The sequence below is a fragment of the Sporosarcina sp. NPDC096371 genome (genome assembly GCF_044762865.1).
In the GTDB taxonomy this organism is placed as follows: domain Bacteria; phylum Bacillota; class Bacilli; order Bacillales_A; family Planococcaceae; genus Sporosarcina.
This window is the reverse complement of sequence record NZ_JBIWFE010000002.1, coordinates 419,816-439,637: the sequence shown is the minus strand read 5'-3', so window position 1 is coordinate 439,637 and position 19,822 is coordinate 419,816. Positions and strand designations below refer to the sequence as shown.

Sequence of the window (19,822 nt, the reverse complement as noted above, 5' to 3'; positions counted from 1 at the left end):
CGCAAATTTAGTCCATTTTGGATGCGACTGGTCCTAGCGCTAATGTAATTTCCGCTTCAACAGCAATTTCCCCTTCAACTGTTGCAACTGCTTTCGCTTTTACGATTGTTCCCCGAAGTCTTGTGATTTCGACTTCTAGACGTAGCGTATCGCCTGGCGTCACTTGTCGTTTAAAGCGACAATTATCAATCCCTGCAAAGAAACCTAATCGTCCTTTATTCTCTTCTTTTACTAACAATGCAACGGCTCCTACTTGTGCGAGCGCTTCCACGATTAAGACACCCGGCATGACTGGGTAGCCTGGGAAATGTCCATTGAAAAAATCCTCATTGATTGTTACATTTTTGATGCCGACTGCGCGTTTACCTTCCTCGACTTCGAGAATTCGGTCTACCATAAGCATTGGGTAACGGTGCGGTAAAATTGCTTGTAGCTGCTCTGTAGTTAGCATGGTCATCCCCCTAATTTTTTATTAATATAAGCTGAAATAAAAAAACTTATTTTTCTTACTTCTTATGTACTTTTGTTCCAAAATGAAAAGAGCCTTTACGACTCTTTTCCGTTCATGATATCGAGGATATGGGTCCAGGTCTCTTTTTGAAGAATATCTGCTGGTTTACCATCGCCAATGTAACCATAGCCTATCGTGGCACCCAGTAACGCCGCCCCCGCAAGCAGCACAAGGACAAGTAGCACGCGCAACCAAATTGGTAGAAGACGAACTTGCACCCACAAGCGTTTTTCGGATGCGACTTTCTCTTTTTCCACATTGCGCTTCTTGTACCCTTTGCGTGATGAGCGCGTTTCAAACTGTGTTGTCGTCTCCGGCGCCGCTACTCCCCGTCGCCTTGGACTATTTCGTTTTTCTTCTGTCATATCAAGTGCTCCCTACCGGAACTTCATCGTATGCCGTTAATCAGACCTAACATCTGATCCGCAAGTGTGACTGTTCGCGCATTGAATTGGTAAGAGCGTTGAACAGTGATGAGGTCCGTCATTTCTTTCTCATAGTTAACGTTGGATGCTTCAAGCGCGCCAGCCTCTATGCCTACTTGGTTTCTTGCGGCACCACGGAGGTCCGTCAACACTTCTTGTTGTGTGACACCAAGGTCAGCTAAGTTACCAGGTATTCCAAAGTTCGTAGCTGATAGACGTTGCATTAAATTAGGACGCTCCATGACCGTAATGCCTAGCTCGACCATTTCCACGTTGCCATTAGTATGTGTCATTTCAAGTGTACCACTCGCATTAACGGAAAACTTCGTAATGTCGTCCGTAAACGTAATCGGCAATCCATCACTATTAGCCACTGGATACCCATCAGCATTGACGAGCATCCCTTGTCCATTTGCGATTGGGGAAACGTAAAAGTTCCCTTGGCGCGTATAAACAGTTTGTTCCCCGCCATCACCTGGCATAAGAATATTGAAGTATTGCTTAGGTTCAATCAATGCAAAGTCAAGTTCGCGTTGTGTAGATTGCAATGTCCCGACTTTCCAATTCATTTGTGCTTGTCCAAGAACAGCACCTGAACCGTAGCGAATCCCTGTTGGTGATTGGCGTGGTGCTGTATCTGCCTTGTCATTATTAAATTGTTGGTAGAGTAGTTCATGAAATTTTGCATCGCTCGATTTATAGCCATGCGTTGCTGAATTCGCGAGATTATTCCCGATTATGTCAAGTTGCTGTTGCAATTGATTTAACGTATTTGTCGCCGTCGTCATTGTGCGTAACATGCTTGTCGGCCCCTTTCAAATTGCTAGTTGTCAGTTGACGCGTCCGATTTCTGTTACCGCTTTTTCCATGCTTCGGTCATAGGCTTGAAGCATTTTTTGGTTGGCCTCAAATGCACGATACGCAGTCATCATATCCGTCATCGCCTGTCCGGCATCCACGTTCGATCCTTCTAGATAACCTTGCTGCGTCGAAAAGGTAACACCTGCAACAGCCCTAGCATTCTGAAGGTTTTCGCCACCTTCTGTCACGAATAGTCCATTGCCCTGTTTAAGAAGTGTATCGGGGCGCTGCGCAAATGAAATGCCAAGTGTCGCTACAGCATTTTCACCATCCATAATCACACCCTCTTGCGTGATATGAATATCATCATTGCGCAAGGCAATTCGCTGACCAGTGTTATCCAGCACGTAGTAACCTTGTGCATTCGTCAAATAGCCACTTGGATCAACTGTGAAGTTACCGTTTTTTGTATACTGTTCGCCACCATTGGCATCTTCCAGTCTAAAAAAGATTGCACCTGCAGTACCTGTTTCATTGTCAACTGGTAGAAGGCCGTCGATAAGTGCCACGTCCGTAGTAAGCTCTGTTTCACGTAATTGCCCCTGCGTAAACAATGGCAATGTCTCTTGCATATAGACACCCGTTGAAAGCTCACCCACTGGCGATAGACCCTTCAGCTGTAAACCATCTTTCGTAGGGATACGCGCCGAGTTGATGCTTGACAGATACATTTCTGGAAATGATCGAATGGATGACTGTTCTGCCTTAAAACCCGGCGTATTCGCATTTGCCAAGTTATTCGCTAACATTTCTGTTCGACGTTGTTGGGCAATCATTCCTGATCCTGCTGTATAAAATCCACGGAACATGTGTCCGCCACCTCTTCCAGTATAATTGTTTTACTTTATCGATTCGCAATTTTGTCGATGTTGTCCAATAGAATACCTGTCCCAATCGCAACGCAATCGAGTGGATTGTCTGAAATAAATACCGGTACTTTTAGTTCTTCAGCGAGAAGCTGGTCGATGCCATGTAATAATGCTCCGCCCCCGGTAAGGAATACACCACGATCGATAATGTCAGCAGACAGTTCCGGCGGTGTTTGCTCCAAAACCGTTTTGGCTGCCTGTACAATGATATAAATGGATTCTTTCAGTGCCTCACCAATTTCATCAGAATGGATCGTAATTGTACGTGGAAGACCTGTCACCATGTCACGTCCCCGGATATCCATCTGCTCTTTACGACCGCCTTGGAAAACTGTACCGACGGTGAATTTGATGTTTTCCGAAGTCCGTTCCCCAATTAGTAATTTATATTGCCGTTTAATGTATTGTGTAATGTCGTTGTCAAATGTATCCCCTGCTACTTTGATGGACTGCGAGGTTACAATGTCTCCCATCGATAGAACGGCGACATCTGTCGTCCCACCGCCGATGTCAATTACCATATTGCCGCTCGGTTGGAAAATATCCATCCCTGCACCAATTGCTGCAACTTTTGGTTCTTCTTCAAGGTAGATTTTCTTGCCGCCCGATTTTTCCGCTGCTTGGCGGATTGCTTTTTGCTCGACGCTTGTAATATTAGTGGGGCAACAGATAAGAATTCGAGGTTTTGATAAAAATCCTTTAACATCTAATTTATTAATAAAATGAGTTAACATAGCTTCTGTAATGTCAAAGTCTGCGATAACACCGTCTTTTAATGGTCGAATAGCGATAATATTACCTGGCGTTCTACCTACCATTTGTCTTGCTTCTTCCCCGACTGCCAGCACTTTGTTCGTGTGCTTGTCGATGGCTACGACTGATGGTTCGTTTAAAACGATCCCTTTTCCCTTTACGTGAATCAAGACGTTGGCTGTACCGAGGTCGATTCCAATATCTTTTGCAAACATTATTTGTGTTTCCCCTTCCACCTGGATCATCGAATATTACCGTGTTATGTATACTCTCCTAACTAATAATTTTACCATAGTTACATAAAATTGAACATACTTTAGAACCATTTAAATGTATATAGAAAAACCCAACAATCCTACTCAAATGCAACAACCAGAGGGTGGATTTACAACCTCGCATTCTGAGGTGGAATACCGTACACTATCTCCTTGTTAAGCAGACTTATGACCTGAACGTATGATTTCCGAACTTTGGGCATAATAAAAGACGGATCGCAATATTGCTTGCGAAACCGTCTGCTTGCTTAATTGCTTCCTACTTTCTTCATTTCATTCATCCATTTGACTCTTGTAGCCTCGCCACCGCGTAAATGTCTGACAGACTTATGATAGGCAAGAATTTTTGCGACTTCTTCCGATAGCGCCACATCGACATTAGGTAAACGTTCTGTTAAATCTTTGTGGACTGTGCTTTTCGAATAGCCCGTCGCTTTCGCTAGCGCCCGTACGGTAAGTCCAGTGTCCAGCAACATTTTGCCGAGACGCACGCATCGCCTCCGTATTTGCTCGTGCACGCCCTCTTCCTTTCCTGTCAACTCCGATTCTTCCTTTATTCTATGCGCCCCTTTTATGGGATATGCGTGTAGAGGTTTCTTGAAGTAAGGAATTAGCGTGCGGATGTGGGCAATGAAATCACGAATGCTTTCGACGAACTGCGGGAAGTGTACAACGAAATCACGTAAGCGTACAACCAATCACTCGATGTCTACAACGAAATCGACGAAGTATACAACAAACGTGGAGGTCTACAATGAAATCACTGAAGCATACAACAAAACCAAGAAAGCATACAACCAATCGCACGATGCCTACAACAAAATCGCCGAAGTTTCCAACAAACCAGGCAAACTACGCCACAATATAAAAAAGGAGCCAGTTGGTGATACAATTCAAAGGGCTTGAATCGAATCAATAACTGGCACCGAATGGCACTGCCTAATCGTATTAGGCACTGCTCAATTAGAATCCAAGTTTAGAACGTGGGTTGATGGCTACGCCATCCTGCTTAATTTCAAAAAGTAAATGAATACCTGCTGTTGCATTCCAATCGTTTGCTGTAGAAGTAGCGAGCGATTCGCCTTGACTTACTTCATCGCCTTCTTTGACTAGGACATCCGTGACAGAACGATACACTGTTGTTAATCCGTCTGCGTGGGTTAGAGTGATTTGATCACCCATGAATGGGTCCAGTACGACCGATTCTACCTTTCCACTTAGTGCTGCGACAACTTCGAACGGCTCTCCTTGAACGGAGATGGATACGCCCTTATTTGTCACATACTGCTGGTTGAAGACAAGCAAAGCACTTTCGCGTGATGCTTGGTCCGCTTTCGTGTCGTAGTAGTCTTGTACGATGACTACGTCATCTAAGACTGCTTCGGCAAATGGATACTTAAGCGTTTCATTTGCCGCGTTCGTTACCACGATTGGTGTCTCCTGTCCATCCTTTTCACCTACGCCAGCAAGCCCCGGGGAATCTTCCGTCATAAATGCATTATAACCCCAGATCATGCCGACGAAGACGATTGCGATACCCGAATAGACTACAGGCCAAAACCAGCTTTTTGTTTTTGCACTTTTGTTCTTCTGAGAAGGGGCTTTCGGTTTTTCTTCTCGCATTATCATCACCTCACTCGCTATTGTTTGCAAGTGAAGGAGTTTTTAAACATTTGGAATCAACTAATGTGAACTTTTTTATTTGCGTGCCGGTATAGTAGTGTAAAAGAATCTCTTCAGCGGTCCATCCTTTCTGAGCGTATGCCTCCGCTCCGTATTGGCTCATCCCAACGCCATGACCGTAACCCATAGTAGTCACATGCACAATCTCATTGGTAACGTCATAGGCAATATCGAAGTCTGTGGATGCAAGTCCCAACAAATCGCGCATTTCTCGACCGCTGACTTCGAATCCGGTAGTCACAGCCTTTTGCACACGCCCTGTCGGATTTCTGACCAGTTGTAATGATTTGAACAGCTCAGCATTCCATGTAGTGCCCATCTTTTTATTCCATTCGGCTAATGCTATTTTTAACTTTCGTTCGACCTCTGGTGCAACGTCCTCCTCCCCAGGACTGTCAACGCTTTGTAAATAGGGAATATCACTGCCACTGAAGTTTTCCGCTGTCTCTGTCTTGCCATTCGATGTGGAAAAAAACATGGCCGTTATCATCTCGTCTTCATACACAAGCGTATTCCCCGCAGTGGCCTCTACCGCTGCACGCACCTTCTTCTCGTTGCGCTTGAATTCTTTCTTCCATCGTTCTTTACGCTTCTCTTCGTTGGAAAAAACCTGAGCAGAAACATCCGCAGCAATTATTTTGTTACCGTAATCGGTCGTACGTAGCGCATACGTACGAGCAGCAATCGATTGTGCTTTCAATGCTTCCTCCGAGAATGTAGCTGGCATTTCAGCCGCAACAACTCCGATAACGTAATCCTCCAGTGGAATCGGCTTGTCCATACCCTCAACCGTAATCATTACTGGACAAAGTTCTTCCTTCGTTTCTTCAACCTTTTGGTTAATGTCCGGCGACTGTTTCAACAAAACGGGGATAAAAAACAAGAGTATGATGAATAAAGCGGCTAGTAGTTTGTCCATGGTTCATTATATGAAGGTTGGTTGGATTTATGCTTATATTTTACCCATTAAAGTTGTGGAATTAACCTCTCCAACATCTGCAATGTGCGTCAAGGCTGTAATATTCAACGAAACAGCAAAAAGGCCGTAGCGATTAGTCTACAGCCTTTTTAAGCGATTACCTATTTAATTAAATATGTTGAACCGTTTTTTCAGTTTGCGTTTCAGGTGAAACACGAACGATATCCGCTCCAAGTGCTGCAAGCTTGCCGTGGAAGTTCACATAGCCACGATCAAGATGTGATAGTTCCGTTACACGCGTAACGCCTTCTGCCATCAAACCGGCTAGGATAAGCGCTGCAGCTGCACGTAGATCTGTTGCTGCTACCTCGGCACCTTGTAGTTTAGATGGTCCTGTTATGATAACTGATCTTCCTTCGATTTTAACGGATCCGTTCATCCGACGAAACTCTTCGACATGCATGAAGCGATTTTCAAAAACAGTCTCTGTTAGGACACCTGTGCCCGTTGCTGTTAGCAATAGCGCCATCATTTGGGACTGCATATCCGTTGGGAAACCTGGATGAGGCATTGTCTTCAAATCAACAGATTTCAATGGAAGTTCTGCAGTAATCCGAACACCTTCATCCAATTCTGTAACAACGACACCCATCTCTTCCAATTTTGAAATTAACGCGGCATTGTGTTCAGGAACAGCGTTGTCAATAATCACATCGCCACCTGTAATCGCAGCTGCTACCATGAAAGTACCTGTTTCGATACGATCCGGTATAATATGATGCGTTGTGCCAACTAATTTCTTGACGCCTTCGATTCGAATCGTATCAGTACCAGCCCCAACAACTTTACCACCCATTTCGTTGATGAAGTTCGCAAGGTCGACAATTTCAGGTTCTTTCGCGGCATTCTCAATGATTGTTGTCCCTTTAGCCAATGCAGCTGCCGTTATGATGTTTTCAGTTGCACCCACACTTGGGAAATCAAGATAGATTTTAGCGCCTTTCAAGCCACCTTCTGCTTTTGCCTCGACATGTCCATGACCGAATGTGATTTCTGCACCCATTGCTTCAAAGCCTTTTAGGTGTTGATCAATTGGACGTGACCCGATGGCACAGCCTCCTGGTAACGCTACCCTTGCGAAACCATTACGTGCAAGTAACGGCCCCATTACAAGAATGGACGCACGCATTTTTCGTACATATTCAAATTGGGCTTCACTAGACAATGTGTCCGATGAATCAATGATTACTTGATCTTTTTCTGGGAAATGCTCCACAGCGGCATTCAAACTTTTCAATACTTGATTAATCGTTCCAACGTCTGAAAGATTTGGCACGTCACGTATCACGTTCGTACCTTCTGATGCGAGTAGTGCAGCTGCAAGTATTGGTAATACCGCATTTTTCGCACCCTCTACCCGGACATTCCCTCGCAGTACACGTCCACCGTTGATAATAATTTTATCCAAAATAAGCCCCTCCGACTCCTGTGTTGTAGCCAAGCATATTGTAGTTATCTATCCTAAATTTTCAATATCATACATTTGCCATTAAAACATACCCTATTTTACAGTGCTCACACGTAATAAACAAGTTGCGCTTGGGCTATTTCTCAAACATCAACTGAGTAGTCTATACTATGTACACTTTTGACGTTTTGTGTCATATAAACTAAGCCTTTTACATGATGTTTATTTCAACGCTAGCGCCGAAATTCTTTGATGACGTTCCAGTAGTACGTTATGTTTTCAGCGAGTTCCCACCGCAAACATTCTACATTCTAAACCGGCGGATGTCACAAATTTTGTAAGGTATTCAAGGAAGGCAGTCTCAGTTCGCGACGTCCTGTCGCAACAAGGAAGGATGCAGTTCACCCCTCACCCTGTAGACCTCAAACACAATGCAAAATTTAGACGCAATTACGACAAGCCGTAACTGACCAGTAGTGATTTCCATGCCATCGCCCCATATAGGAATCGTCATATACGCGGCGATAACATGTAGCTTTCCAAGTTCTGTTCGAAAAGTTTGATTTTTCATCTCATGGAAAAGTTAGTTAAACATAAATGGAAGCCTTCCTGACCAATAGGATATCTCCAAAAAGAAATTTGATACGGCCCAACCGATAGCAATACTCAATAAAATAAACAAAATTTGTGCTTGAATCACACGATTTTTTTTGATGATTTTTTCTGGCATAATAGCCTGCAAAGCATAAAATGCAACGCCTATGAAAAAAATATGCGACACAATCGCAAGCAATGGTTGAAATGCTAACATACTAGACATACGTCAATCTCCTGTAGACGTGATGAAAAGACGGACAGAAGAAAACTTATCCCCTGTCCGCCATCATCAACTCATTTTTTTCTTGTTTCGTACACGTTGATACGATTGATGGCACGTTTCAATTCAAGTTCCGCCACTTTGTCACCTTTTTTAGCGCTTAGCACTTCTTCTGCACGTTTCGCTGCGGCTTGCGCACGAGCGATATCGATAGTAGAAGCCATTTCTGCACTTTGTGCTAAAACAGTAACAACATCTGGACGGACTTCAAGAAAACCGCCGTGTACAGCTACATGCTCTGTAGCGTCACCCTTTATCAGGCGAAGTGCACCAATTTTAAGAGGCGATACCATCGCAACGTGGCCGGGAAGAATCCCTATTTCGCCTGTTTCAGTAGCTGCGATGATCGTGTTCGCATCAGTTTCACAAACAGGGCCGTCGGGAGTGACGATATTGACTTTAATTGTCTTCATTTTTTCCCCTCCTGGTCCCTTTTATTAAACCTCTACGCCCATACCTTTTGCTTTTTCGATAACTTCCTCGATGCGTCCAACAAGTCGGAATGCATCTTCTGGAAGGTGATCGTAACGGCCTTCAAGGATTTCCGAGAAGCCTTTAACAGTTTCAGCGACAGGTACATAAGAACCTTTTTGTCCTGTGAACTGTTCTGCTACGTGGAAGTTCTGTGACAAGAAGAATTGGATACGACGCGCGCGTCCTACAACCAATTTGTCTTCTTCGCCAAGCTCATCCATACCTAGGATAGCAATGATATCCTGAAGTTCACGGTAACGCTGAAGCGTCTGTTGTACTTGACGAGCAACTTCATAATGCTCTTCGCCAATGATGCTCGGGCTTAGTGCACGTGAAGATGATGCAAGTGGGTCAACCGCTGGGTAGATACCCATTTCAGAAAGTTTACGCTCAAGGTTCGTCGTTGCGTCAAGGTGAGCAAACGTCGTTGCTGGAGCTGGATCCGTATAGTCATCCGCAGGAACGTAGATCGCTTGGATAGATGTAACAGAACCGACGTTTGTCGATGTGATACGCTCTTGAAGCTGACCCATTTCCGTTGCAAGTGTTGGTTGGTAACCAACCGCTGATGGCATACGGCCTAGTAGTGCAGAAACTTCAGATCCTGCTTGAGTAAAGCGGAAAATGTTATCGATGAACAGAAGAACGTCCGCGCCTTTGTCGTCACGGAAATATTCTGCCATTGTCAAACCAGTTAGTGCAACACGCATACGCGCACCAGGTGGCTCGTTCATTTGACCGAATACCATTGCTGTTTTGTTGATAACGCCGGAATCTGTCATTTCGTAGAACAAGTCATTTCCTTCACGTGTACGCTCTCCAACACCTGCGAATACCGAGATACCGCCGTGTTCTTGAGCAATGTTATTGATCAATTCTTGGATTAGAACTGTTTTACCTACACCCGCACCACCGAAGAGGCCGATTTTACCACCTTTGATGTATGGAGCAAGTAAGTCAACAACTTTAATACCCGTTTCAAGAATTTCAACTTCCGTTGAAAGGTTTTCAAATACTGGAGCTTGACGGTGAATTGGGTCGCGGCGCTCTGCTGCCGGAATTTCCTCACCAAGGTCAATAATCTCTCCAAGTACGTTAAATACGCGACCTAGTGTAACGTCACCTACTGGAACTGAAATCGCAGACCCCATATCATCTACTACGGAACCACGTTGAAGACCATCTGTTGATGACATTGCAATCGTACGTACAGTATCGTCCCCAAGGTGAAGCGCGACCTCAAGTGTCAACGTTTCAGCCTCAGTATTTGGACGAGTAATCTGGACCTTCAATGCGTTATAGATCGCAGGAAGTTGACCGTTTTCAAACTTAACGTCAACAACCGGACCCATTACTTGAAGTACATGTCCTTTATTCATACTTTTCCCTCCTGTCTTGCTTTTGCCGTACAATAATAATCAATTTCGCCTCGGCGAAATTGTGTCGGGATTTTGAATTGTGCTTGAGGCCAACAGGATGTTGGTCATGCAGTCGTTGCGACAGGACGTCGCGCACTTAGACTGCCTTCCTCTTAACTCCCTTCAAAATCCCTGACATCCGCCGGAGGCTTAACTTGAATCAAGTTAACCTTATTCTAGAGCTGCAACGCCACCGACGATTTCTGTAATTTGTTGAGTAATCGCGGCTTGTCGTGCACGGTTGAATGAAAGTGTTAAAGAATCTATTAAATCAGATGCATTATCAGATGCAGTCTTCATCGCAGTCATACTAGAAGCATGTTCACTTGCCTTACCATCAATCAATGCACCGAAAATCAGGCTTTCTGCATATTGAGGAAGAAGCACTTCAAGAATAGCTTCGCCTGAAGGCTCAAACTCATAAGAAGTCGTTGCCGATGCCGATATGATGTCCGTGAGCGGAAGCAATTTCTTTTCCGTCACTTCATTTGAGATGGCGGAGACGAAGTGGTTGTAATACAAGTACACTTCATCGTACGCGCCTTCTGTGAACATGCCAACAGCTCGATTAGCGACGTCTTTTATTTCACTGAATGTAGGATGATCACTAACCCCTTCGAGGCTTTCGACAATATTGAAATCAAGACGTTGGAAAAATTCTAGACCTTTCCGTCCGATTGCAATTATCATCACTTCGTCTTTCGACGCGTGACGTTGTTCGATTGCACGTTTAACCGTACGCAAGATGTTGGCATTGTAGCCCCCAACGAGTCCACGGTCCGAAGTAATTACGATATATCCTGTCTTTTTAACTGGACGAGAAACGAGCATCGGGTGACCTGAGTCTTTTGTACCCGCAGCGATTGATCCCACAACTTCCTGAATTTTCTCCATGTATGGAACAAACGCTAAAGCGTTGTTCTCAGCACGAGTCAATTTAGAAGCAGAAACCATCTGCATCGCTTTGGTAATCTGACTTGTTTTCTTCGTCGATTTAATACGGTTTTCTATATCGCGTAATGATGCCACTGACATTTCACCACCTTATCGTTTTTTAGATCAAGAATCGTTTTGGCGTTGTTGTCAAATACGTTTCCTTAAAGGAAGGATTGAACTACATCCTTCTTTACTTATTCTGCTGAGACGAAGATTTTCTTGAACTCAGTAATTGCTGCTACCATTACATCGTCTGATGGAAGATCTTTTGTCTTGCGAATATGATCAAATACGTCAGTGTGGTTCGTATCGAGCCAGCTTAGAATCTCACTTTCGAAACGTAAGATATCTTTTACTGCGATGTTGTCAAGGTGTCCACGCGTTAACGCGTAAAGCACAACAACTTGTTGTTCTACTTTGAATGGTTTGTTTAGATCTTGCTTCAAGATTTCAACAGTACGCACTCCACGGTCTAGTTTCGCTTGTGTTGCAGCGTCAAGGTTAGATCCGAATTGAGAGAACGCTTCAAGTTCACGGAATGCTGCAAGGTCAAGACGCAGTGTTCCTGCAACTTTTTTCATTGCTTTAATCTGTGCTGAACCACCTACGCGAGATACGGAAAGACCAGGGTTGATCGCTGGACGTACACCCGAGAAGAATAGATCAGACTGAAGGAAGATTTGACCATCTGTGATTGAAATCACGTTTGTTGGAATATAAGCAGAGATATCTCCAGCTTGTGTTTCAACGAATGGCAATGCTGTAATTGAACCTGCACCAAGTGTGTCGTTCAACTTCGCTGCACGCTCAAGAAGGCGGGAGTGAAGATAGAAGACGTCACCAGGATAAGCTTCACGACCCGGAGGACGACGAAGTAGCAAGGAAAGTTCACGGTATGCAGCTGCTTGTTTAGAAAGATCATCATAAACAATCAGAACGTGTTTACCTTCGAACATGAATTCCTCAGCCATTGTGATTCCTGCATAAGGTGCAAGGAATAATAGTGGTGATGGTTGTGAAGCGGAAGCCGTTACGACGATTGTATAATCAAGTGCGCCGTTTTTACGGAGTGTTTCAACAACTCCACGAACTGTAGATTCTTTTTGACCGATAGCTACGTAGATACAAATCATATCTTGGTCAGCTTGGTTCAAGATTGTATCGATGGCAACAGTAGTTTTACCTGTTTGACGGTCACCGATGATCAATTCACGTTGTCCACGACCGATTGGCACAAGTGCATCAATCGCTTTGATACCTGTTTGAAGTGGCTCATGAACGGATTTACGCGCCATAACCCCTTGTGCAGGACTTTCAATTGGACGTGATTTTGTTGTTGCAATCGGACCTAGTCCATCAACTGGTTGCCCAAGTGGATTGACGACGCGTCCAATCATTTCTTTTCCTACTGGTACTTCCATAATACGACCTGTACGACGTACTTCATCGCCTTCTTTAATGTCTGTGTATGGGCCAAGGATAACGATACCTACGTTATTCGCTTCCAAGTTTTGCGCCATACCTAGAACACCAGTAGAGAACTCAAGAAGTTCCCCAGCCATGACGTTGTCGAGGCCATGAGCTAGTGCGATACCGTCACCGATTTTGATAACTGTACCTACTTCGCTCACTTTCAACTCAGATTGATAATTTTCAATCTGCTGTTTTATGAGAACGCTGATTTCTTCAGCTTTGATGCTCATGCATGTCACCCCTCAAATTTCAGTTTTATGATCCGATAAGATCCCGCTTCAGACGCTCAAGCTTCGCGCTTACGCTGCTGTCGTAAATCTGATTACCAATTTGGAGACGAATGCCCCCAAGTAGTGTTGGATCGATGATATTTTCAATTCGCAAGGACTGTTTACCGACTTTCTGTGCGAACGCATTCGAAATAGATTGACTTACTTCATCTGATATCGGAAGTGTAGAATACACTTTCGCTTCAGCGACGCCAGCCGAATCATTTGCAAATATGTTGAACTCATCGACAAAGTGAATCACTTCGTTGATGCGTTTCCCGTCAAGCAGGACGTACAGCGTGTTCAAAATAAGCTGATTCGCTCCTTTGAAAAGGTCTGCAAGCAGTTCTTTCTTTTTAGCCAATGGTAATCGTGGAGACTCAAGCAATAGCCCAAGCCCATTATTGTCACGGAAAACCTTCTTCAATTCATGAAGTTCTTCCTGAATTGAAGCGGTTTGTCCATTTTGTTGTGCTAGTTCAAACAATGCAAGTGCATAGCGTTTTGCTGCAACCGATTGGCTCATCGGCCCTCGCCTGCCTTCGCAATCGTCTCTTCAATCAATGCGCGGTTATCATCTTCGGAAATTTCTTTCCCAAGAACTTTAGACGCTGCAAGGATGGAAAGTGATACGAATTCTTCGCGGACTGCCGCAACGGCTTTGTCCTTTTCTGTCGCAATTTCAAGCACTGCTGCTTCTTTCATGCGGTTTGCTTCTGCACGTGCAGTGGTGATCAATTCATCGCGTTGTGATTCACCTAGTTTTTGAGCATTTTCAACAATCGATTGTGCGTTATCACGTGCTTCTTTCAACAACTCGCGTTGTTCTTCAAGAAGTTTTTGTGATTCCAAACGACTTTTTTCAGCTGCGTCGATTTCATTTGAAATCATTTGAGCCCGTTGATCCATTATGCCCATAAGTGGTCCCCATGCAAACTTCTTCAGAAGTAACATGAGTATCGTGAAAAATGAAACCGTGACGATAATATCGCCGAGGTTAAGGCCATCTGGGTTATTTAATTTTGCCAATCCACTAGCAGCTCCACTATCTGCTGCCAATAGGGCGAAGGTATCCAAAAACACGATTGTTTCACTCCCTTCAAGAGCTTATGTCTCTTTAAATATGGATATTTTGTTTGTCTACATAAAGGAATGGCGAAGGACTACATAATACGTTCTTCGCCATTCGATTCAATTCCCATAGAGAAATGAATGTCATTACTCTGTTTCGTACTTCTTATTTGTTCATAACGATGAATGCAACAACTGCTGCGAAAATCGGAACAACTTCAACAAGTGCAACACCGACGAACATGTTTGTTTGAAGAATACCGCGTGCTTCTGGTTGACGTGCGATTCCTTCTTGTGTGCGTGATACTACAAGACCTGCTCCTAGACCTGCTCCTAGAGCTCCTAAACCGATTGCGATTGCTGCTGCTAATAGACCAACTGAACCTACCATTATTGTTTCCTCCTAAGATTTCCTGTTTTTTTTGTTTTGTCGCCCAGTTACCCGGGCATTATATGCTTAATGGTCTGTTGACACTTTGTGTGACATGTAGACCATCGACAACATAACGAAGATAAATGATTGGATTGCCCCGACGAAAATCGAGAAGCCCATCCAAGCGAGTGACGGTACGACTGCTGCAAACAAACCGAGTGTACCCGATGTTGCAAGCCCAGCCAAGAGTCCTAGAAGAACTTCACCGGCATAGATGTTACCATAAAGACGTAGACCAAGTGTCAACGTGTTTGCAAATTCCTCGACGACTTTAAGCGGTGCAAGGAAAGGGAGTGGCTTAAGGTAGCCTTTTCCGTATTCTTTCATACCTGCCATCTTAATACCGTAATAGTGTGTAAGAACAATGACAGTACTTGCAAGTGTCAATGTAATTACAGGGTCAGCAGTCGGTGATTTCCACCAAAGGTCCCCTTTCCAATAGATTGCCATTGGAAGTCCTAATACGTTCGCTACAAAGAGGAACATGATAAGGGTGATTCCTAATACATGGAATCGACCACCTGTTTTCCAGTCCATATTACTCTTAATAATTCCTTTGACGAAGTCCATAACCCATTCAAAGAAGTTTTGCATTCCTGTCGGTTTCAGCTGCAAACTACGTGTAGCGAAAATCGCGATTAGGAAAACAATCAGACATGTTATGAATAGCATTAGGACGTTTGACAGGTTGAATGTCATTTCGAATGCTGTTCCTTCGAAAGCCGTGACTAACGGATTTCCATGTTCCATTTTTCGTTCACCTCCCTTGTCCATCCAGAATAAAGTCAAGTTTTTTCGTATCGTCCCACATTTGTGATGAAGCGCTACTAGCGAAAAACCTTTATTGATGTCTTACGTGGTATATGATCCTCTCCACTAGTAGGAGTAAGTAAGGTACCCCGAAACCGAGAACCGTACTAAGCAGATCAAAATGTTCGGGCATCGCGGTCGCAATTGCAGCTGCAGCGATACCAGATGCGAAACGTAACACAGTCCCAAGCGATAAACTTTGCTTGCCTTCCGCGAACTTCTGTTCAGTCTTCTCCATCTTACGGACAAGAATCCAGAAATTATACAATCCGAACAGTGATCCAAGGATTAAACCCGCGAATACTGTCTTAAAATCAGTAAATCCCCAACCAAGAACGAACAATGCTAGACAAAAAAAGAGAGCCCTCTTTTGCTTATTAAAAATTTCTTGCAAGGTTTGCATGGTAGGTGATTCTCCTGACTCGTATTTTAGGATTGTACGGTGTATTGTAGCTACATGTTCATGTAGTTACAAACCAAACACACGGAAAAGTGGGGGAGGTCCTTGTTTCACAGTCTAGCCCAATACAAGCAAAGACTTTGAATAAATATAGAACCTTTAAGTTGTGCGAATAGAGTCGAATGGTAGGCGATTCGGCAAATAATGCAATGAGCCTAGGGAGTCTATGATTGACAACTAGGTGCATCCCTACATTTTCAACGTAACAAGATAATGATGATAGCAATATCTTAACACTGACAGATGTAGTGCTGTTTCAATTATGTGAAAAACTCCTATCATTCTTATCCTTTGTAAGCATACAATAGGCGAAAATTGATGTCAATTGATTCCCGTGAAATTCTTCACAAAGTGTTCGTTTTGTCAAACAATCGACAAATTTGCTACTAAATTGTTGTATAACGTTAATTTTCAGAGACAAATAAGGGAATTCCCTTATCGACTTCGTTGAATTTCTTCCATTTCACTTTCGCACCCCGCTTAGAACAAAAGTGAACGCGCCAGTTCAGACCTGACAAGTAGGTAGGATGCCGAATCTCTACGTTGTAACTTATCTAGAGTACGAGATTTAATCATTTCCAATACAAATAAAAAAACGGCCGGGACAATCCGACCGCCTTACAATTTATTGTTCTACAGATGTTAAGTACTTTTTCAATGCTTCAACGATACGTTCGGAAGCGTGCCCGTCACCGTATGGATTCGATGCATGCGCCATTTTTGTATATTCCGCCGTATCGACCAGTAATGTGTCAGTCAGATTAAAGATTGTATCTTCATCCGTGCCTGCCAATTTCAACGTGCCCGCCTCAATGCCTTCAGGACGTTCAGTCGTATCGCGAAGAACGATAACTGGTTTACCGAGTGACGGTGCTTCTTCTTGAATACCGCCTGAATCGGTTAAAATAATATGCGAACGTGCTGCAAAGTTATGGAAATCAACAACTTCAAGTGGTTCGATTAGATGAACCCGATGATTGCCCCCTAGAAGCTCGTCAGCCACTTCACGGACTGCCGGGTTCATATGGACTGGGTAAATCACTTGAATATCATCATGTTTTTCGAGTAGACGATTAATAGCACGGAACATGTTACGCATCGGCTCACCCAGGTTTTCACGACGATGTGCCGTTAATAAGATGAGCTTGTCCGTTCCAATTTTGTCTAGAACAGGATGTGAGTATTGTTCACGCACAGTTGTCTGCAGTGCATCAATCGCTGTATTACCCGTTATATAGATGCGATCTTGTGGTTTTCCTTCATCTAATAAATTACTTGCTGATTTTTCTGTTGGCGAAAAATGAAGATCTGCGATGATACCCGTTAGCTGGCGATTCATCTCTTCCGGATACGGAGAGAATTTATCCCATGTACGGAGTCCAGCTTCGACATGTCCAACTGCAATTCGATTATAGAAAGCGGCCAAACTGCCAATGAAAGTCGTTGACGTATCACCGTGGACGAGCACGATATCTGGCTTAGCTTCCTTCATAATACGATCTAGCCCCTCAAGTCCACGTGTTGCCACGTCAACAAGTGTTTGCCGATCCTTCATGATATTCAAATCAAAATCAGGTGTAATGCCAAATGTTTCTAGTACTTGGTCAAGCATTTCACGATGCTGCGCTGTAACTGTTACAATCGATTCGATATCATCTGAATGCTTTTGAAGTTCTAGCACAAGTGGCGCCATCTTGATAGCTTCTGGCCGCGTGCCGAAAATCGTCATCACTTTCCATTTCTTTGTCAAAACATTCACGCCTTCCTTGTTATTTTGTTCCGAATAGTCGATCGCCTGCATCGCCAAGTCCCGGAACGATATAGCCTTTTTCATCAAGTTTTTCATCAAGTGCGGCGATGTAGATATCCACATCTGGGTGTGCTTCCGACAATGCTTCTACGCCTTCTGGAGCAGCGATTAAGCACATGAACTTGATGTTTTTCGCGCCACGGCTTTTCAATGAATTAACCGCTGCAATTGCAGATCCGCCTGTTGCAAGCATTGGATCCACGAGAATGAAATCACGTACCGATACATCGGAAGGGAGTTTCACATAATATTCAACCGGCTGCAATGTTTCCGGATCACGATAAAGCCCAACATGACCTACTTTTGCTGCTGGAATAAGATTTAGAATGCCATCTACCATTCCAATACCTGCACGCAAAATCGGTACGATGCCCAATTTTTTCCCTGCAAGTACATTTGATTTAGCTTTACAAACTGGCGTTTCGACTTCTACTTCTTGAAGTGGAAGTTCGCGCGTGATTTCATAAGCCATCAGTGTTGCCACTTCATCGACAAGCTCGCGGAATTCTTTTGTTCCTGTACTGTTATCACGTATGTACGTAAGTTTGTGTTGGATGAGTGGATGATCAAAAACGTGTATTTTCGGCATGTTTATTCGCCCCTTTTCGGAATGTCCTGTTCATTATAACAGAAGTAGGGCGATTCAGGCACGCCTAACACATAGCTATCCACTAACCAACTTTTCACTGAGTACTCTGTTGATTTGGACTAAAGGCCTTATCACAAAAATAAGCCGCCATCCCTTGATAGCGGCTTATTCTCTATAGATTACTTATGCATATAAAGGAAACTTGTCTGTCAATGCGATTACGCGCTGACGTGCTTCCTGTTTAACCGCTTCGTCTTCGTGGTTTTTAAGAAGTTTTGCAATGATTGATGCAATTTCTCTCATTTCTTCTTCTTTGAAGCCACGAGTTGTTACAGCTGGTGTACCGATACGGATACCAGATGTGACAAATGGACTTTCCGTATCAAATGGAATCGTGTTTTTATTGACAGTAATACCAACCTCGTCCAACACATGTTCAGCAATTTTACCAGTGATTTCAAGTGAACGAAGGTTTAATAGAACAAGATGGTTGTCTGTACCGCCAGAAACGATATTGACACCTTCAGCAACAAGCGCTTCGCCGAATGCTTTGGCATTGCTCTTCACTTGTTGAATATACGTTTTGAATTCCGGTTTTTGAGCTTCGCCGAATGCAACTGCTTTGGCAGCGATAACATGCATAAGGGGTCCGCCTTGAACGCCCGGGAAAATCGATTTGTCAAGTTTACGGCCGAATTCCTCAGCGAATTCTTCATTAACAAGAATTAGTCCACCGCGTGGACCGCGTAAAGTTTTGTGCGTTGTTGACGTAACAAAGTGTGCGTGTGGCACCGGGTTCGGATGCTCGCCCACTGCAACAAGGCCTGCAATATGCGCCATATCAACAAATAGGTATGCTCCGACTTCGTCCGCGATTTCACGGAATTTAGCGAAGTCAATTTCACGTGGATATGCACTTGCCCCCGCGACGATCATTTTCGGTTTATGCTCAAGTGCTTTTTGACGAACATCTTCGTAATCGATAAGCTCATCTTCTTTACCAACACCGTAATCAACGAAGTTATACAATTCACCCGAGAAGTTAACTGGGCTACCATGTGTCAAGTGACCACCGTGGGAAAGGTTCATACCAAGAACTGTATCGCCTGGTTTAAGAACCGCGAAGTAAACAGCCATATTCGCTTGTGCGCCTGAGTGCGGCTGAACGTTCGCATATGCTGCGCCAAAAATTTCTTTCAGGCGATCTCGTGCGATATTTTCAACTACATCAACATGCTCACAACCACCGTAGTAGCGTTTGCCAGGATAGCCTTCTGCATATTTGTTTGTCAAATAAGATCCTTGCGCTTCCATAACTGCTTCTGTTACAAAGTTTTCAGATGCAATTAGTTCAATATTTGCATTCTGACGATTTTTCTCCGCCATAATTGCCTCAAATACTGCTGCATCGTCACGTTTTACGTTCGTCAAATCCATG

24 protein-coding genes are annotated in these 19,822 nt (G+C 43.9%); 1 reads left to right on the top strand and 23 read right to left on the bottom strand.

The window, feature by feature from the left end:
* Positions 1 to 7: 7 nt before the first annotated feature.
* From fabZ to ACIQ0H_RS08075, 6 genes are all read right to left on the bottom strand, one after another.
* On the bottom strand, positions 8 to 451 hold the full coding sequence (gene fabZ / locus ACIQ0H_RS08100) for a 3-hydroxyacyl-ACP dehydratase FabZ (RefSeq protein WP_403413168.1): 444 nt from the start codon (positions 449 to 451) through the stop codon (positions 8 to 10).
* A gap of 95 nt (positions 452 to 546) precedes the next feature.
* Positions 547 to 876: a DNA-directed RNA polymerase subunit beta gene (locus tag ACIQ0H_RS08095; RefSeq protein WP_403413166.1), complete on the bottom strand. Its 330-nt coding sequence runs from the start codon at positions 874 to 876 to the stop codon at positions 547 to 549.
* A gap of 23 nt (positions 877 to 899) precedes the next feature.
* Complete coding sequence (locus ACIQ0H_RS08090; RefSeq protein WP_403413165.1) at positions 900 to 1,736, bottom strand: flagellar hook-basal body protein; 837 nt, start codon at positions 1,734 to 1,736, stop codon at positions 900 to 902.
* A 30-nt stretch (positions 1,737 to 1,766) separates the two neighbouring features.
* Positions 1,767 to 2,606 (bottom strand): flagellar hook-basal body protein, encoded by an 840-nt coding sequence (locus ACIQ0H_RS08085; protein WP_403413163.1) that lies wholly within the window; start codon positions 2,604 to 2,606, stop codon positions 1,767 to 1,769.
* 35 nt (positions 2,607 to 2,641) lie between these two features.
* On the bottom strand, positions 2,642 to 3,634 hold the full coding sequence (gene mreB, locus ACIQ0H_RS08080; RefSeq protein WP_403413161.1) for a rod shape-determining protein: 993 nt from the start codon (positions 3,632 to 3,634) through the stop codon (positions 2,642 to 2,644).
* Positions 3,635 to 3,942: 308 nt separating this feature from the next.
* The gene (locus ACIQ0H_RS08075) at positions 3,943 to 4,212 is read right to left on the bottom strand and encodes a sporulation transcriptional regulator SpoIIID (protein WP_403413454.1); all 270 of its coding nucleotides are present in this window, start codon (positions 4,210 to 4,212) and stop codon (positions 3,943 to 3,945) included.
* Between the two features lie 112 nt (positions 4,213 to 4,324).
* Here ACIQ0H_RS08075 and ACIQ0H_RS08070 point away from each other — a divergent pair, with 112 nt between their 5' ends.
* Positions 4,325 to 4,600 (top strand): hypothetical protein, encoded by a 276-nt coding sequence (locus ACIQ0H_RS08070; RefSeq protein ID WP_403413159.1) that lies wholly within the window; start codon positions 4,325 to 4,327, stop codon positions 4,598 to 4,600.
* Between the two features lie 57 nt (positions 4,601 to 4,657).
* Here ACIQ0H_RS08070 and ACIQ0H_RS08065 read toward each other — a convergent pair whose 3' ends face one another.
* The 17 genes from ACIQ0H_RS08065 to glyA form a co-directional block, all read right to left on the bottom strand.
* Positions 4,658 to 5,317 carry a peptidoglycan DD-metalloendopeptidase family protein gene (locus tag ACIQ0H_RS08065; protein ID WP_403413158.1) on the bottom strand — a complete coding sequence of 220 codons (660 nt, stop codon included), beginning with the start codon at positions 5,315 to 5,317 and terminating at the stop codon, positions 4,658 to 4,660.
* A gap of 10 nt (positions 5,318 to 5,327) precedes the next feature.
* Positions 5,328 to 6,296: a stage II sporulation protein D gene (gene spoIID, locus ACIQ0H_RS08060; RefSeq protein ID WP_403413156.1), complete on the bottom strand. Its 969-nt coding sequence runs from the start codon at positions 6,294 to 6,296 to the stop codon at positions 5,328 to 5,330.
* A gap of 169 nt (positions 6,297 to 6,465) precedes the next feature.
* Positions 6,466 to 7,764: a UDP-N-acetylglucosamine 1-carboxyvinyltransferase gene (gene murA, locus ACIQ0H_RS08055; protein WP_403413154.1), complete on the bottom strand. Its 1,299-nt coding sequence runs from the start codon at positions 7,762 to 7,764 to the stop codon at positions 6,466 to 6,468.
* A 361-nt stretch (positions 7,765 to 8,125) separates the two neighbouring features.
* On the bottom strand, positions 8,126 to 8,335 hold the full coding sequence (locus ACIQ0H_RS08050) for a hypothetical protein (RefSeq protein ID WP_403413152.1): 210 nt from the start codon (positions 8,333 to 8,335) through the stop codon (positions 8,126 to 8,128).
* Positions 8,336 to 8,347: 12 nt separating this feature from the next.
* On the bottom strand, positions 8,348 to 8,584 hold the full coding sequence (locus ACIQ0H_RS08045; RefSeq protein WP_403413150.1) for a DUF1146 family protein: 237 nt from the start codon (positions 8,582 to 8,584) through the stop codon (positions 8,348 to 8,350).
* A 71-nt stretch (positions 8,585 to 8,655) separates the two neighbouring features.
* Positions 8,656 to 9,054: a F0F1 ATP synthase subunit epsilon gene (locus ACIQ0H_RS08040; protein ID WP_403413148.1), complete on the bottom strand. Its 399-nt coding sequence runs from the start codon at positions 9,052 to 9,054 to the stop codon at positions 8,656 to 8,658.
* A gap of 24 nt (positions 9,055 to 9,078) precedes the next feature.
* Complete coding sequence (atpD, locus tag ACIQ0H_RS08035; protein WP_403413146.1) at positions 9,079 to 10,494, bottom strand: F0F1 ATP synthase subunit beta; 1,416 nt, start codon at positions 10,492 to 10,494, stop codon at positions 9,079 to 9,081.
* A gap of 210 nt (positions 10,495 to 10,704) precedes the next feature.
* Complete coding sequence (atpG, locus tag ACIQ0H_RS08030) at positions 10,705 to 11,562, bottom strand: ATP synthase F1 subunit gamma (protein ID WP_403413144.1); 858 nt, start codon at positions 11,560 to 11,562, stop codon at positions 10,705 to 10,707.
* Positions 11,563 to 11,663: 101 nt separating this feature from the next.
* On the bottom strand, positions 11,664 to 13,172 hold the full coding sequence (gene atpA, locus ACIQ0H_RS08025; RefSeq protein ID WP_403413142.1) for a F0F1 ATP synthase subunit alpha: 1,509 nt from the start codon (positions 13,170 to 13,172) through the stop codon (positions 11,664 to 11,666).
* Positions 13,173 to 13,197: 25 nt separating this feature from the next.
* A complete protein-coding gene (locus ACIQ0H_RS08020; protein WP_403413140.1) occupies positions 13,198 to 13,737 on the bottom strand; it encodes a F0F1 ATP synthase subunit delta in 540 nt (179 codons plus the stop codon).
* Complete coding sequence (gene atpF / locus ACIQ0H_RS08015; RefSeq protein ID WP_403413138.1) at positions 13,734 to 14,294, bottom strand: F0F1 ATP synthase subunit B; 561 nt, start codon at positions 14,292 to 14,294, stop codon at positions 13,734 to 13,736. Before atpF ends, ACIQ0H_RS08020 begins: the two co-directional genes overlap by 4 nt.
* Before the next feature lie 154 nt (positions 14,295 to 14,448).
* The gene (gene atpE / locus ACIQ0H_RS08010) at positions 14,449 to 14,673 is read right to left on the bottom strand and encodes a F0F1 ATP synthase subunit C (RefSeq protein ID WP_403413136.1); all 225 of its coding nucleotides are present in this window, start codon (positions 14,671 to 14,673) and stop codon (positions 14,449 to 14,451) included.
* A gap of 66 nt (positions 14,674 to 14,739) precedes the next feature.
* Positions 14,740 to 15,465 carry a F0F1 ATP synthase subunit A gene (atpB, locus tag ACIQ0H_RS08005; protein ID WP_403413134.1) on the bottom strand — a complete coding sequence of 242 codons (726 nt, stop codon included), beginning with the start codon at positions 15,463 to 15,465 and terminating at the stop codon, positions 14,740 to 14,742.
* 91 nt (positions 15,466 to 15,556) lie between these two features.
* Positions 15,557 to 15,928 carry an ATP synthase subunit I gene (locus ACIQ0H_RS08000; protein WP_403413132.1) on the bottom strand — a complete coding sequence of 124 codons (372 nt, stop codon included), beginning with the start codon at positions 15,926 to 15,928 and terminating at the stop codon, positions 15,557 to 15,559.
* 682 nt (positions 15,929 to 16,610) lie between these two features.
* Entirely contained in the window at positions 16,611 to 17,735 is a 1,125-nt protein-coding gene (wecB, locus tag ACIQ0H_RS07995) for a non-hydrolyzing UDP-N-acetylglucosamine 2-epimerase (RefSeq protein WP_403413452.1), read from the bottom strand.
* Positions 17,736 to 17,754: 19 nt separating this feature from the next.
* Positions 17,755 to 18,384 (bottom strand): uracil phosphoribosyltransferase, encoded by a 630-nt coding sequence (gene upp, locus ACIQ0H_RS07990; RefSeq protein ID WP_403413130.1) that lies wholly within the window; start codon positions 18,382 to 18,384, stop codon positions 17,755 to 17,757.
* A gap of 183 nt (positions 18,385 to 18,567) precedes the next feature.
* Complete coding sequence (glyA, locus tag ACIQ0H_RS07985; protein ID WP_403413128.1) at positions 18,568 to 19,821, bottom strand: serine hydroxymethyltransferase; 1,254 nt, start codon at positions 19,819 to 19,821, stop codon at positions 18,568 to 18,570.
* Between the last annotated feature and the right edge of the window lies 1 nt (position 19,822).